The following is a 16,053-nucleotide window of genomic DNA, read 5'->3' as shown; positions in this document are numbered from 1 at the left end:
AGGCGTAATGAAATTTACTGATATATTTATTAAACGCCCAATACTGGCGATCTCATTAAGTTTATTGATTGTTTTATTAGGATTTCAAGCACTCGCTAAGATGCAAGTGCGTGAATATCCGAGCATGACTAACACCGTAATAACGATATCTACCAGTTACTATGGTGCTAATGCAGACTTGATCAGTAGCTTTATAACGCAACCCATTGAGCAAGCCATTGCCCAAGCCGATAATATTGACTTTATTACTTCGCAAAGTTATATGGGCCGCTCTAGTATCAAAGTATTTATGAAACTAAATACCGATCCTAATGGCGCAGTAGCAGATATTTTAGCCAAAGTTAACAGCGTGCGCTCTGTATTACCGAGTGAAGCTGAAGATCCAACCATAGATCTAAGTACCGGTGCTTCTACTTCTGTTATCTATATTTCCTTCTCAAGTGAAATTTTAAACTCAAGCCAGATCACCGATTATCTAGAGCGCGTAATCAAACCGCAACTCTTTAGTATTAATGGTGTGGCGAAAGTTAATCTCTACGGTGGTACGCCCTTCGCGCTACGTATTTGGTTAGATCCAGAGCGTATGGCTGGCTTTAATTTGACCACCCAAGAAGTTGTGCAAATATTACAAGCCAATAATATTCAATCAGCAACAGGGCAGACCAATAGCTATTTCACACTCTTTAATGCAAAAACAGAAACACAAGTTAAAACGGCAGCCGAATTAGAAACGCTGATTGTCGCAACACGTGAGCACGGTAAAGTTATCCGCTTAAAAGACATTGCAAGAGTCTCTCTTGAAAAAAGTCATGATACTTACCGCTCTATGGCCAATGGTAATAATGCGGTCATTGTTGCTATTGATGCATCACCAACGGCAAATCCACTTAACATTACCGCCGGTGTGCGTGAGATGTTACCTGCCTTTAGCAAAAACATGCCAAGCTCCATTAATATGGAAGTCCTTTATGATTCCACGATTGCCATTGATGAATCGATTAATGAAGTAATTAAAACCATTGTTGAAGCTGGCGCGATTGTATTAATCGTTATGATCTTATTCTTAGGCTCATGGCGCGCGGTGATCATCCCCATTGTCACTATTCCTCTCTCACTGATTGGGGTTTTAGTCGTCATGCAGATGTTTGGCTTTACTATCAACTTAATGACGTTACTTGCGATGGTACTTGCCATTGGCTTAGTGGTCGATGATGCGATTGTGGTGGTCGAAAATGTCGATAGGCATATTAAAGCGGGTGAAACGCCTTTTCGTGCTGCTATTATTGGTACGCGAGAAATAGCAGGCCCAGTTATATCGATGACCATTACCTTAGCCGCTGTATATGCACCGATTGCATTAATGGGCGGGATCACGGGATCTTTATTTACTGAATTTGCATTAACATTGGCAGGCGCTGTATTTGTGTCAGGTTTTATCGCCTTAACACTTTCGCCAATGATGTGTAGCGTTATGCTAAAAAGTAACCACCAGCCGAATCGTTTTGAACAGATTGTTGAGAGCACACTCTCTAACATTACGTTACGTTATTCAAGAATGCTCGATATTATTATGACTCGCCGCCCTGCGGTGATCCTTTTTGCTATCCTAGTATTTTTGTCTCTGCCTCTCTTATTTAAGTATATTCCTTCAGAGCTTGCACCAACTGAAGATAAAGGCGCATTGATGGTAATGGCAAAAGCCCCTGCCAATGCGAATTTAGATTATATTGAAAATAGTATGTATGAGATCACGGATATGGCAATGCAGCAGCCAAGTGTTAAAAGCACCTTGGCTATGTCTGGTATTCCTAATAGTAACCAAGCTTTTGGTATTGCGATTATGAAAACGTGGAGTCAGCGAGATGTCGATCCTAAACAACTTGCAGCTATCTTAACGCCTGATTTTAATAGCGTAGCTGCCGTTGCAACGACAGCCTTCCAAATGCCTGAACTACCAGGTTCATCCGGTGGTTTACCCGTGCAATTCGTGATCACCACGTCTAACCCATTTGAAAGCCTCGTTGAAATTGCCAGTGACGTACTGGCACAAGCGCAAGACAATCCAAAGTTTGTTTATTCAGAGCTCGATTTAGCATTTGATTCGGCAACAATGGATATCAAAATTGATAGAGATAAAGCCGGTGCTTATGGTGTTACCATGCAAGATATTGGTATTACCTTAGGTACACTTCTAAGTGATGGTTATTTAAATCGTATCGATTTAGATGGGCGTAGTTATGAAGTGATTGCACAGGTAGAACGTAAATATCGTTTATCTCCTGATAAATTAGGCAACTTCTTCGTAAAAGCCAAAAATGGCGACATGGTGCCATTAAGTGAATTAATTTCTATTAATATCATGGCTGAACCTCGCTCTCTTTCTCACTTTAATCAACTAAATAGTGCAACGGTTGGGGTCGTACTTGCTCCGGGCGTCGCAATGAGTGAAGCTATTGAGTTCTTTGATAATCTGGCAACAACTAAATTACCACAAGGTTACAGCCATGATTATTTAGGTGAAGCGCGCCAGTTTGTTGAAGAAGGAAGCGCTTTATATGCAACCTTTATTCTTGCTATCTTGATCATCTTCCTTGTGTTAGCAAGCCAGTTTGAAAGTGTACGCGATCCTTTGGTTATTCTAATGACGGTACCTTTAGCGATCAGTGGCGCACTTGTTGCTATGGCTTGGGGTGCGGCTACGATGAATATCTACACTCAAGTAGGTTTAATAACCTTGGTGGGTCTGATAACTAAACATGGTATTTTGATCGCAGAAGTCGCCAAAGAAGAACAATTGCACAATGGTTTAAATAGAACGGATGCGGTTAAAAAGGCTGCCAGTGTACGTTTACGTCCAATCTTAATGACGACAGCAGCCATGGTTGCAGGTCTAATTCCATTGCTCTTCGCAACGGGTGCAGGCGCGGTCAGCCGCTTTGGTATTGGCGTGGTTATTGTGGCAGGTCTCTCTATCGGCACTTTATTTACCTTGTTTATCTTACCTGTGATCTACTCATTTATTGCCAGTAAACATTCTCCAGAACAAGAGTTTGATGAAACACTCGCATTAAAAGTTCACCAACAAGAAGATTAAAACCTTAAAATATAAGCATAAAAAAACCTTACTTGCGTAAGGTTTTTTTTTGCATGAATGAAAATTTAAGGTCGATGACAGCATAGTGCCTTCGATAAAAAACACTTACAGCAATAGCGCCTAAAGAGAGCACTTTTACTGTGGCGATACCCATGATGCGCTATAATATAAAATCATCAAGCCAAGTAGGACTTCGCTTCTCGGCATAAATGCAACAGAGTTATTCTTCATTACGATTTGATAACAACAGATACCCACAACAAAGATGAATACCATGAGTATGACTCCTTGCTCTGCTATTCAAGCAAGGATCTGATAATGCATATTTAGATGATATGGATATAAGGTACTTTTAATAAGCGTCTTTATCCGTAAATCCTCGTAATACGGTTAAATATATAATTTTAATATCTAACCAAACTGACCAATTTTTAATATATTGTAAATCACATTTTACCCTGTTTTCCATTTTGTCTAAGGTATCCGTCTCCCCACGCCAGCCATTAATTTGAGCAAGGCCTGTTATCCCCGGTTTTACTTTATGGCGCAACATGTAATAGCGTACGCGCAGTCGGTACGCTTCATTATGCGCAACCGCATGCGGGCGAGGCCCAACTATCGACATGCTACCAAACAAAACATTAAAAAATTGTGGGAATTCATCCAAAGACGTGCGTCTTAAAAAACGCCCTAAGGGCGTAACACGGGGATCATTTCGACTTGCCTGAGTCACCTTTTCATTATCTTCTAAAACATACATAGATCTAAACTTCCAAACTAATATTTCCTCCCCTTTTAATCCATAACGACGTTGTTTAAATAAAATAGGCCCCGCTGATGTTAATTTAATGGCAATAGAAATAACGAGCAAAGGCACTGCAATAATCGTCAATATAAGTAAGCTTAGAATAATATCTTCACTGCGTTTTATCCATTCTTTAGCGCCTAAATAAGGGGATTCAAAAACACTCAAGGTATCAATTTCACCCACATTCACACAACGTGAGCGCACTAATGTAGAGATCAAAATATTAGGCATGTAATGCACGTCTACTTGTGTATCCCCTAAGCGTAACAATATCTCTCCAATACGCCTTTCCGCTTTAAGCGGGAGCGCTATAAATAAAATATCGATTTTACCGCTATAGGCGAGTTCAATCGCATCATCTATTTTCCCTTGCACTTGCACGTCCCACTTATTCATAATGCGCGCAGGGCAGCGATCATCAAAAACACCGTGAACTCGATAACCCAGCTCATTACGTCGATTAATTTCCGATAATAAATGTTTGCATGATGCCGTCGCGCCAATAATGGCAATACGCTTAATATTCAAACCTGCTTTATAAGATATTTTTAAAAATAAGTCCTGCATGAGTCGCCAGGTAAAACTCAGTAATAAGCTGATTGAAAAACAATAAAAAACAATATCCCATGAAAAATGCGGGAATTTAGTAATAAAACAAGACAAAATAAAAAACAATAAAAAAGATAGCGCAAAACAAGCCCAAACACTAAGCACCATTTCAGAAAGGTGGCCTACCCTCCAAGCCCGATACAAACCAAATGATTCTGCTATATATAAGAAAATAACAGCCAATGCCAATGAGCCTACAAGAGGCTCATACTCAACAAATGAATCAGAAAAATAACGTACGATGGGTAACGTTGCAAATAAAATGCTCAAATCAATTAAACGATAAATAAAAGAATAAGTATTAGAATGTAAATTAAAAACTTTTGATTGCATCTACCGCCTCCCAGCGCAATAAAAAATATAAAAGAAGGACGCCGTTAACGCCTTCTTTTATATTTTTGTAAAACAAGATATTTATGATTTAAATAAGGTCATTGCCATATTAGACCCGTGAAGTAGAGCTGACTGTATCCTGCAAATTTACCGATAGGACGCAGCTGCAAATCTAACTCGCCTTCAAATTCTATGTCTACTTTAAAATAGAACCATTTGAAGCCACCCGCCAGTTCAATAGGAAAAGAAATACCATTTATGAGAAGGTCAATACTTGCAGATTCATGGCTCCACACTCCCGCCTTAAAGTAGACAGAGGCCACATTTACATCATCAGAGATGTTATTTAACGTTAAATTTACCGCATTATCTTCCTGCCATGCCATTGAGGTTTGCCCACTGGCAACAAGTTGCCCATCCTGCATAAAAGATGCGCCTTTAGATCTATATTTAGTGGTCCCCTCATAGTTCACACTAAGACCTTTTATCGGATGATCACTGTTATTGTTAATGATCCCCGTTGAACTAATGAATGCAACCGTACTAACATCTATGACGCTATCTTTTTCGATATCTACTTGTAGTAGATGTGCTTCACTACGGCGGCTGGCATTATTTAAAATAATAGCTGCAAATTGCACCGCACTGTAACTTGAATAATTTTCCGTTGGTGTTATCTCTATTTGCGTCGTATTTTTAAATTTAAACTCTACTTTTATATTATGCCAAGTATGAGAAGACGGTAAAGTTAGTATTTCTATGCTTTCTCCCGCCCGGATTTTTAAGCTCCCCCCCATCGTTCCCCACGTTCCAGCCGATAAATACAAGATGGCAGTTTGTTCTTGATCGTTACCCTTTAAGGTAAATGAAAATTTATTTTCTACATTAAAAGGCATCGACACATACCCATTTTCAAGTTCCTCGCCTTGCTCTAAAAAAACAAACGAATTTGAGTCGCGGTAAGATAAATTGCCAGTAGCGATTGAAAAATCCACATTCTCTATCTCTGCCGTACTAAATTCAGGGTTTATCACAGAGGCACTTTTTATCGTGTAAATCTCTCTTCCCGCGATGTCTATCTGGCTTTTAGGGGCTATAAATTCAGCCACAATAGAGACGTCCCCCTCATCGGTTTCATCGATGACACCCGACGCTTCGTCTGTATTATCAATACAAAACTCATCAGAATAAACAGTGCCCGCTTGATTAAAGGCCCCCACACGATAACAAAGGAGATCGTCATCACTTGCCGTGCCATCAAGATAAGAGATTGCATTTTGTTCCAATGTGGCAAGTAAGCGATAACTGCCCTCTATTTTACGCTCAACAACATAGCCGTCTTCATTCGAGGCATAATCTACCCAAGAGATCCGACGTAAATACATTTCACCCGCACTAGTATGCAGAGTATATGCCAGTTGATTTAACTGATATATTTTATATTCCTGCCATGACTGATAGGCCATGAATAGAAAAAGAAACAATATAAATAAAGGTACAAAGTGTACCGATGAAAGTATTTTAGGCATATGTAACTCCCTTACATCATGCAGAAAAGCATTTTAAAGCAGAGATAGCAGTTAAAAACGGCAATCCATGCGGTTTTACATACTTAGAGTACGAAAATGCCATGCTCAAAGACGATGCTCAATTTCTCCTCTATTGATAAAATAAACAAGAAAATAAGTACAATAACCTCACAACATAAAGTGCATTACGCACATTACTATTACTCATTTTAATCAAGCATGGGCTAAAAATAGCCCCTCTAAAATCATGCGTGTAAATACGTTATATCCTTTACACACGTTGTTAACGATCACGATTATTCGATATCAATATTTGCTATTACCGGTGCATTAGGGAGTGCAACATGAGAGCCATCTTGGGTCGAAGATGTATTTTCATAAGCCCCGATATCTATCCCTCCTAATACACGTTGATTCAATGCAATATCTTTATTTAGATGTTGGCCATATTGGCTATAAAATTTGTCTTGAAGAAATTGTATCGGAGCGCCCGCTGCCACACTAACGCTTACATTACCCAACACATACTGCGCACCAATAAAATTCGGAGGTGAATATAAACAATATTGACAGTCTATATTTTTGAAATTGACATCATAATGAGGCGCATAGATAATATTATTACTGATCATATTATTAGATTTAGTCGATTCAACCTGCAGATCATAAGCCTCTTTTTCACGTCGTAACGCCACTATATTGTTAATAATAGTGTATGAGCCCGTTGTCATTTCAATGCCTTTATCCGTATTTACAATCGTATTATTGACGGCGCCACCGGATGACCCACCTCGAAAATGAATGCCCGCGCCTGTCGAGTAGAGGCTCTGTGCGTTCCAACTTTTATCCCAAGAGGAGTGCTGTATTTTTTCAATAATGTTACCAACAATCCACGTATCTAAAGAGCCCCCCGTCACCGTTATCCCAATACTGGCATTTTTTATACGATTATTAATCAGCCAAGTGTTTTTAGCCGCATTATGGATAACCACCGCAACCCCTGTTGAGCTGTTATCTTTATGTTGGATCCAATTGCGCATTTTATTAGTACTCACGATCGTATCGTCAGCCTCTTTCACATCCACTGCATTTTCTAAATTATCATAAAAATCATTCCCACCAATAAACGTGTTTTTAACCCTGTCACTGTCTTTAATCGATGCAACCCCCACCTGTACCGAGTCGCCTCCCATGTGATGAATGCTATTATTTAAGATCCAAACTCTATCCGTATTACTGCGCACCAATATTCCGTGTTTATCATTCTCTGGCGCATTTCCAGATTCTGGTGAAACATCACTATAACTATTACCTAAATAAGAGATTTGATTATTATAAATAATAATATCGTGAAATCGTTGCGTCACCGATCCGCCATAAATAGCGATAGCAGAGCCATTACCCGTGGCGTGTCCAGAGCCACTAAAAACAGAGTTACGAATAACAACATGGTGCAAACTACTGCCATTATGAGTGCGCAGTTGTAGTGTCTTACTTTGTTCGGTATAGCGTAGATTTTCTAAGAAGATGTATTGACCTTTTAAAATTGTCGTACCTGTGATCAATGCTTTTTTATCTGCAGAAACGCCTCGGATCCAAACAGGTTTGCCCGGCGTGCCATTCGCTCCCAATATAAGTTGCCCCCCTCCCGTATAAGGCCCTCCATGGATTTCCACATAAGAGCCTGCCTCATAAGTTATTTCGGGGATAGTACGTCTTGGTCGTTGCGGAGATCCAAACTCATTATTTTTGTCAGTTGCCTTTTTATGCACGTTGTCGATGTAGTAAGCGTTCACACCAGTACCAACGGCAACCTGCCAAGATGCAGGTGAATTACCTGAAATAGGATGAATAATCTTGCCTTTATAGTTAAGCGTAGTCCAAGTGAGAAGAGGATCTGGGATCCCAAGTGCGTAGGTAACTTGTGTATTAGCAAAACTGAAATTCATAAACAATAAAAGCAGAGTGCCTAACACTGCTTTCATGCTAAGTATTTTTATACTATTGCTTTTTATGATGTTGGCTTGACACATAATGCAGACCTCGTCACTGATTCGCGAACTAAGCAATAAAGAGTAAATTAGATTTTATTGCTTTATTTAATTCTTTGAATAGTAGTTCATAACAAGAAATAATCCATGATTGGCATTGCAACTGTACTTTAAAACTTAAAAATATAATTACTTTCGACTTTCCCAACTAATAAACTGACGCCCTTTTTCGCCACTTTTGCGCGCTCAACATACACGCGTAGCATTAGCGCTATTACCACCCACATTGCAACAGAGCCCTCTCTTGGATAAAAAGTTTGACTACCAACGGCCGCCAGAAGAAAGACGAGTACAGCGGCTAAACACACTCCTCCACTTACAATATAAAGTTTATTTTCCTTTTCACGAAATAAAGAATAAGCATATTTCAAAATCAAAAGATAAAAAATAAACAGCGGAATAGCCCCAATCACACCGTTATCTAATAACCATTCTAAATACGCATTATGCGGGTGAGGAAAACTCTCACCGATGCCATGCTCAATAATTATCTGGGTGGTGATCCCTGTGTTTTTCATGGCGATACGCCCATATCCAAAATATGGGGCCTCTACAATTTTTTGCCATACTAACGGCCAAGCGATAACCCGTCCGGAGGTAATACGTTGCGTATCTAACTGCGAGTCTTCAAAATCAAGCGTAACCTGTGAAATGTCGGTGTCTTCTGCGTGCATCCCTTGGGTAAAACGATCGACTGCCGATGGCGCATAAAAAATCACACCTAATATTAAAAAAGGCACCAAAAATATATATTTTCGCCATTTAAAAACAGCAAAAAACAAACCTAAAACAGCCCAACTCGCATAACCGGTTCGCCCCCCCGTCATCACCATTGCCATAAAAGTGCCACTACAGGCAGGTACTATCAATAGCCAATAATAACGAGGCTTAACGTATTCTTTTAAACAAAATATCATCCAAAAAGCAGCACTCATTAGCATCGACATATTGACCCGGTGGTAACCCACATTAGAGGGGATAACTTTTAACGCAGCATATTGCAGGGCATTACCACTCATCGTTAATGAGCCGAGCTTCATCGCTTTAATTATCTGTAAAGCTAATAATATCAGCATCAAACAAGTCATTAATAACGCAAAACTATATTGTTTCTTAGTGCGGCATCCATCAAAAATAATCAGAGCAGGGACCACCCATTTGATACAATTAATAAAATATTCGTTAATAGCTTGGCTAGTAGACAACACTTTCATCGGTACAAATGTTGCAAGTCTAAGAACGCCTTCCATATCAAATAAATAACGACTTAGACCAATAAAAATGAGCAAGACATAAAAAAATAATAATAGGTTTATTTTGCTGGGCATCTCCCAGTTCAAGCCTTCTTTTTTTCTATTGATCAGCCAAGAAAACACAATATTTATAAATAAAAAATTCCAATGATTTAATCCCGGAATACCCCCTATCGCTTTAGGCATATCAGGATGCTGAAATACCGCCATTAATAAAATAAGCCAGCAACATGCCATAAACCAATTTTTCCAGGCATATACACTTAAATAAATAATCAGAAAGGTTAATAAGGTAATTCGGATCATTGATTTTTCTCCGATAACGTTTGCAATACCTCTTGCCATTGCAAGGTCACATTTGTTATCGAATATTTTTTAGCGCAGATCCGCGCATGCTCAGAAAACTGCTCGAATAACTTTTGATGAGAAAATAAATGCACAAAAGCCTGAGAAAAATGCGAAGAAGATAAAGACGTTATCAAATAACCATTTTCCTCCTCACTCACAAGGTCGCTAAGATCACCAACATCAGAGGTGATAGCCGGTAGTCCCGTTAACATTGCCTGTATCAAGGCTTGTGATAACCCTTCTGAATCCGAGGTTAAAACAAAGCATCGAGATTGCTGTAGCCAATCTTCAATATTATTTTGCCAGCCCACAAAATCCACGGCAGAGCCAAGCCCTAAACTCAAACTCAATTGCTTTAACTGCGCAAGCTGAGGGCCATCTCCCACAATCACCGCATTTAAAGATGGCAGAGTCTCTCTTGCTTTTTGTAGTGCCTTTAAAAAACGATCTACACGTTTTACCTGCGATAATCGTCCAATTAAAATTAAATCATATTTTTGGGGTTGTGCATTGTTCACTTTAAAAACACACTCATCGAAGCCACCCGCAATGATCTCATACTGCGTTTTTATGCCTTTTTCTTGAAAGTAGCGTTGTGCGGAGGTTCCCATCGTGATCAATACATGCATTTCATTAACTGCTTTAATTAATAGCGATTCAATCAATAAATCGGCTTTTCCGATATGTTTAAAAAGACGATTTTCTGTATATAGACCACCATGCATCACCTCTCGAGGGCCACCACCACAAATATAAATAGATTTAGCAGCAATGCAACGCGCCAGAATGGCAACCAATAAACCATTTAATAAAAGGTGAAATCCCACCAATACATCGGGTTTAAGGCGAAAGCTTAACCAGCAGAAATAACACAAGCGTGCGCCCACTTTACCCAGTATCTTTTGCAACAAAAGGGGGGCATATAAAGCTTTCACATTATGCATTTCAGGTACCACCGTTGACGAAACCATCAGTACACTTGCACAGTTATTCGCATTGGCCATCGGTTGCAAATGCGTCATAAGCCAGTGGTCCGAATAAAAGGTGCCGGTGACCAAAATCACAGACTTTTCGACTCTGGGCCTGTCTTTTATTTTTATTTTTTTAATAATAAAAAATAAGCAGTGATAAAAAAATAAACAAAATCGTAAACTATAGCGATATAAAAATGCGACTAATATTTTACGCTTGGATCTCATCATCTTATAACATACCCTCATTTTCGCTCGGAAAATGTAAATCTAGCCATGGGATAGAAACACTTAACTGTCCGCTTTGATCCGCCACGTTAATTTGCAAATTTAAAAATCGGACGTCATTTATATATAACTGCACATTTTCAGGATATTTAACATACCAAGTCAAACCACTGATATCCTCACCTTGATAAGGCGTATTCAAATGAATAATCGTCGTTTCACCGCGATGCTCTATATAATACGAACTCTCTTTTTGAGTGCGCAAATATCCCAATAATCTGCGAGTGCTAGCCACTAATATTTTTTTGTTTTGTGCGTAGCTCGCTAAAAGCTCAAAAGCCTGACGCGTCACATCGATAAAAGGGGATTCTATTGAGAATATTTTACCTAAATGTGTATATAAAATACTCACGCCTTGTTTTTTTACTAAGGTATCGAGCATGCGCTTATTTAAAACCTTGTGTATTCCTCGGGTGCAATCAAAACGTGAAACACCTGCATAAGAGGGATTACTGCGCATAAACTCATAAACTTTAGTACCATCGTGTAAGTGTGTTTTGCGTAACACATCATTACGTTGATGCATCCTGTATTTTTTACTACCAAATACCCCAAAAATATATTTTAATTTCTCTAATGCCATGGTTTTAAAAGAAGTGCTCATCTTTTTCGGATTAAATATTCCCGCAATGCTATGCGCACTATTTTGTGCAACAACCGAGGTTACCCGGCCCTTCCAAATAAAGGCGAGACCTCCCGACTGACACGTAATATCACAATGATAAAGCTTACTTGAGTAAATGGCGCCGAGGCCATGCATTATTTGTGTATCAAAATTACTGGGGGATTGGGCGTGATCAATCCAGACCTCTATATGCCGAGACCCATGACGCAGTATCTGCCAATACTTTTGTATTTCTTCTCGAGAGCTAACAAAATCACCAAAAGAGTGTAAACAATCAATGTGCCCAGAAGCAATAAGTTGATGAATACGCAAACGCCCTTGTGCATCTGTATTTAAATAAGAGAATTGATCTTCTGGCATAGAAAAATAAATACTATTACCCACCTCTAAATTAACGCCTTTACCTAATAACGTATCTTGATCGGTATTTAAGTAACGGATGGTTTCAAAGTAAACCGCTTTATTTGGCGTTTCATCAAGATCACTACAGATTGCCAACATAGATTGATAAGGAAATGGATATTTTCTTAATGATCCGGGCATAACAGTCCTCCTTTTATTTCCACGTAAAAAGTAGCGAACGCCTTAACTTCGATGCTGTTGCTCGCATATTGACTTTTTTGTGTAGATTAATTGACTAGAATAAACCTTCCTTATGCTGAAAAGTTGATTAAAAAATATTATCGCGACTTTAAGCCTAGCTTTAAATATAATTTTTGCTTGAGAGATCTTGGCACTAAATAAATAAAATAAATCAATAAGGTGAGAGCAACCGATACTGCAAATAGCAAACAGGCAAAAAGTACTTCACCTTGATCAAAAAGGATCCGAGAGCAACTAAGCGCCACTAAATAAGGTAAGAGATAAAGTAGCGGTAAGAAGAAGCAACGCTGGCAATACTTAAAATAAGAAAGCGCTAATTTTCGACAAGTATAAATGGGGATCATAAAGCCATAAACACACGTCAAGGGCACTACAAAGCAAATAGCAGCCTTCGTTAAGGTCCAATGCGAGGATGCAAAAAAGAAGAATAAAATAATAAAAATGAATAACACCGTTAGAAAAGCATAAATTGAAATTTTTCCATGCTGATCTAAGCCCATTAAAATTCGGATAGAAGTATCTTGTGCGATACTCAGTACTTGCCCAATAGAAAGCACCATCATTAGTGACCATAGTGCATAATCCGATCCCATCCAAAAGGTTAATAACACATCGCCATAGGTAAATAAAAAGGCTAACAAAGGCAAACTAAACGCAAAACTTAAACGCGTAGAATATAAATACAGATCCTGAATATGTGTCATATCTTGATTTACTTCTAATGCCCCTGTTGTCGGCGTTAACATTAATGTAAATTTACTCATAAATGTATTTATATGGCGCGTTAATGCCATTGGACGCGCAAAAATAGCTAACGCAGCAGGCCCTAAGACGGTCACTATCATAAGGTTAATGCTTTGCAGTAATAAAATAGGAGGCAGATTTGCAAGCATGCTTTTAAGTGAAAACGTAAACATTTGCAAACCTACTTTACGCTTGGCCAAGCGTAAATTGAAATGAAATTCATGACAGACACGCCTTACAAAGTAAAAGCGTAAACTTTCAAAAATAAGCGTTGCAATAAAATAGCTAAGCGCCATCCCAACAACACCCATATCCGTATAAAAAAGGCTACATAGCATCAACAATAATGACAAAAGACTACTGCCCGCATGTAGTGCATTATGGATATCCCAACGATGATAACCCGTTAACAGGCCTCTTGCTGATCCCGAAAGCATTTGTAATGTAAGACTAAAGCCTAAGAATAAAATAACCCACTGAGCTTGGCTTTCAAAGCCTTGTAACGAAGTGCTAAAATAAACGGGTAATATGAAAAAAAACAGTAGCGTCACGCCGGTCACAAACGTAGCAATACCAATCTGTATAAACACAACTGAATTAGCGACTTCGTTGAGCTTATCAATTTCATTTGAGGCGCGATATTTTGCAATATAGCGATTAAAGCAAGCCCCCATGCCAAATCCGAGTAAGGTTAAGTAACCCACAAAGGTCCAGCCAAAATCCCAAATTCCTAAGGCGACCTGCCCTATTTTTTCATCCACAACGCGAGGCATGATAAAGCCTGAAAATATAAGCGCTAACTGACTGACCCAGCTCACCATTAAGTTCCAAGCGAAACGACTTTGCCCTGTTAAATCTTCCTCTGCCTTCAAATTTTTATCCGTTTTTAACACTTACTATACCTCTGTTACTCTTGATACTACCGCTCAGATAGCATCAGGGGTAACCTTTATTAATAGTTATTTCCTTTTCATCGCTGCAACGTGCCCCAGCCATACCCCATTTTCTTTTGATAAGCACCCGCTACATTCGAAAATATACCTAAGTCAGTGACCGTTAATTGATGCTTCCAGCGCTGATCTAATTCGATAGTTTCACTCTCATCTAAACGCATACCATTGCCAATCACATGATGCTCAACACTTTTAAAATCAAGTCTTGTCTGAGCACTATCAACGCCCATAAATTGGAATACTTTGTGTAGGGTATTCTCGGTATCTAAACAAATATCTTCATAAGCAACTTTCAGCCAATTCTGTTTATCCATCTGACTTAATATTGCCTCAATTTCTTCATTACAGCGAACCCATTCATGTGCACCTTGTGCAATATCCCGACCTAATTCTTGTGTTTTACCAACCCCTCCCCCACGTAAAGTAGGATCTTTTGCATCCGCAAACTGTGACGGATTTTTATAGGCTAGAGACACACCTCGCCCATCACGTACCAACCAGAGCACTTTAATGTCTAAGTCTTTATTTTTTAAAAGGTATTTAAGTCTAATACCAATTTTAGATGAATCGACTACCCAGGTTGCCTGTGATTGCGCCGCGATGACGCGTACATAATCACTATTACGCTGTTGCAACAGAGGTAGCGCCGTGCACCATGACGGCGACATATTTAATAAAAAATCACGCATATATTCTAATATATTATGTCTAACAAGCGGCTTAAGAAGGCGTAACACATAACGATCTGCACCACTGCGAATATCCATTTTGGCATCTGTAATATTAAAACTATGCCCTTCAAACGCCATTTTTTCAGTGACACCTTGCCAAAAGTAACACTTTTGAACCGTGTCTTTACAAGAGCATAAGTACTTGTCTGCATCGCCTAAATGTACCGCTTTTAATTCACCCACAGAGCAAACATCAGGATGGGCTCCTAATAACATGGCCGTTAAGGTTGATCCTGAATGACTCGCAGCTGCTAAATAAAGTAATTTTTGTTTTTTGTTTTTCATCGGTTTTTTACCCTGCCACATAAAGATAAAAATATTTCTTTGCTTAGCAAACACACAAATAAAGTATTCGTCACCAAGTAACGTCGCCACAAACGTTTAGGCTCTTGCACCACCCGATACAACCATTCCAAACCTAATTTTTGCCAGTGCTTCGGCGCTCTCTCAACAAGCCCAGCAAGCACATCAAAGGAGCCTCCAACGCCATGGACAATCGGCACATTCATAACCTCCCCCCAGCGCGCCATAAATTTCTCTTTTTTAGGTGAGGTCATCGCCACCAATAAAATATCGCACCCACTGCGTGCTACTTTTTCGGCCACAGCGAGTTCCTCATCCGCACTAAAATAACCGTGCATCGCACCCGCAATAATAATACCGGGATATTGCAAAGCTATCTGTTGTTGCACTTTTTCAAGGACTTTAGGCGTCGCCCCTAAACAATAAATACGATAACCTAGGGGCGAGCCCTGCGAAAAAATACCCAGCATTAAATCAATCCCCGTAACCCTCTCTGGTAACGCGCGTCCAAGTAATCGACTTGCGACTAAGATCGAACTACCATCGGCTAATATCATATTAGATTTTTTGACATCCGCATCCAATGCAGGAGATCGGCGCATATTAATAATTTTAGCAGCATTAAGCATCCCGATATGTAATGAATGACGGAGCGTAATACACTTATCAATATTTTCTAACGCTTGCTGCATTGTTAATGCATGCACATTAACACCAAACAAACATTGCGTATTTCCTTGTACTTCAAAATCTGTCAACCGGCTATCTACATCGCTTTTATTGGCGGTCGTCTTCATTATCTATCCTTAC

Annotated in this window: 11 protein-coding genes; 1 reads left to right on the top strand and 10 read right to left on the bottom strand. The window is 39.3% G+C overall.

Annotated features, from left to right (window positions below):
* Positions 1 to 7: 7 nt before the first annotated feature.
* The gene (locus PCNPT3_RS01505; RefSeq protein WP_015464107.1) at positions 8 to 3,094 is read left to right on the top strand and encodes a multidrug efflux RND transporter permease subunit; all 3,087 of its coding nucleotides are present in this window, start codon (positions 8 to 10) and stop codon (positions 3,092 to 3,094) included.
* 135 nt (positions 3,095 to 3,229) lie between these two features.
* Here PCNPT3_RS01505 and PCNPT3_RS14105 read toward each other — a convergent pair whose 3' ends face one another.
* The 10 genes from PCNPT3_RS14105 to PCNPT3_RS01460 all read right to left on the bottom strand — a co-directional run bounded on the left by PCNPT3_RS14105 (position 3,230) and on the right by PCNPT3_RS01460 (position 16,040).
* Positions 3,230 to 3,370 (bottom strand): hypothetical protein, encoded by a 141-nt coding sequence (locus PCNPT3_RS14105; protein WP_156801481.1) that lies wholly within the window; start codon positions 3,368 to 3,370, stop codon positions 3,230 to 3,232.
* Between the two features lie 76 nt (positions 3,371 to 3,446).
* Positions 3,447 to 4,844, bottom strand: coding sequence for an undecaprenyl-phosphate glucose phosphotransferase (locus PCNPT3_RS01500; protein WP_015464106.1), 1,398 nt, complete (start codon positions 4,842 to 4,844; stop codon positions 3,447 to 3,449).
* A gap of 98 nt (positions 4,845 to 4,942) precedes the next feature.
* Complete coding sequence (locus PCNPT3_RS01495; RefSeq protein WP_015464105.1) at positions 4,943 to 6,373, bottom strand: hypothetical protein; 1,431 nt, start codon at positions 6,371 to 6,373, stop codon at positions 4,943 to 4,945.
* 296 nt (positions 6,374 to 6,669) lie between these two features.
* Positions 6,670 to 8,406, bottom strand: a complete 1,737-nt coding sequence (locus PCNPT3_RS01490; protein ID WP_015464104.1) for a right-handed parallel beta-helix repeat-containing protein — start codon at positions 8,404 to 8,406, stop codon at positions 6,670 to 6,672.
* 128 nt (positions 8,407 to 8,534) lie between these two features.
* A complete protein-coding gene (locus PCNPT3_RS01485) occupies positions 8,535 to 10,022 on the bottom strand; it encodes an O-antigen ligase family protein (RefSeq protein WP_232207367.1) in 1,488 nt (495 codons plus the stop codon).
* On the bottom strand, positions 9,980 to 11,047 hold the full coding sequence (locus PCNPT3_RS01480) for a glycosyltransferase family 4 protein (RefSeq protein WP_198006669.1): 1,068 nt from the start codon (positions 11,045 to 11,047) through the stop codon (positions 9,980 to 9,982). Before PCNPT3_RS01480 ends, PCNPT3_RS01485 begins: the two co-directional genes overlap by 43 nt.
* A gap of 181 nt (positions 11,048 to 11,228) precedes the next feature.
* A complete protein-coding gene (locus PCNPT3_RS01475) occupies positions 11,229 to 12,452 on the bottom strand; it encodes a hypothetical protein (RefSeq protein ID WP_015464101.1) in 1,224 nt (407 codons plus the stop codon).
* A 137-nt stretch (positions 12,453 to 12,589) separates the two neighbouring features.
* The gene (locus tag PCNPT3_RS01470; protein WP_015464100.1) at positions 12,590 to 14,149 is read right to left on the bottom strand and encodes an oligosaccharide flippase family protein; all 1,560 of its coding nucleotides are present in this window, start codon (positions 14,147 to 14,149) and stop codon (positions 12,590 to 12,592) included.
* A 77-nt stretch (positions 14,150 to 14,226) separates the two neighbouring features.
* A complete protein-coding gene (locus PCNPT3_RS01465) occupies positions 14,227 to 15,225 on the bottom strand; it encodes a sulfotransferase (protein WP_015464099.1) in 999 nt (332 codons plus the stop codon).
* Positions 15,222 to 16,040, bottom strand: coding sequence for a WecB/TagA/CpsF family glycosyltransferase (locus PCNPT3_RS01460; protein WP_015464098.1), 819 nt, complete (start codon positions 16,038 to 16,040; stop codon positions 15,222 to 15,224). The genes PCNPT3_RS01465 and PCNPT3_RS01460 overlap by 4 nt, the downstream gene beginning before the upstream one ends.
* Between the last annotated feature and the right edge of the window lie 13 nt (positions 16,041 to 16,053).

Origin of the sequence: Psychromonas sp. CNPT3 (assembly GCF_000153405.2) — a bacterium.
Lineage (GTDB): Bacteria > Pseudomonadota > Gammaproteobacteria > Enterobacterales > Psychromonadaceae > Psychromonas.
Note: the sequence above shows the minus strand (reverse complement) of the source record. Positions and strands in the feature narration are given on the sequence as shown.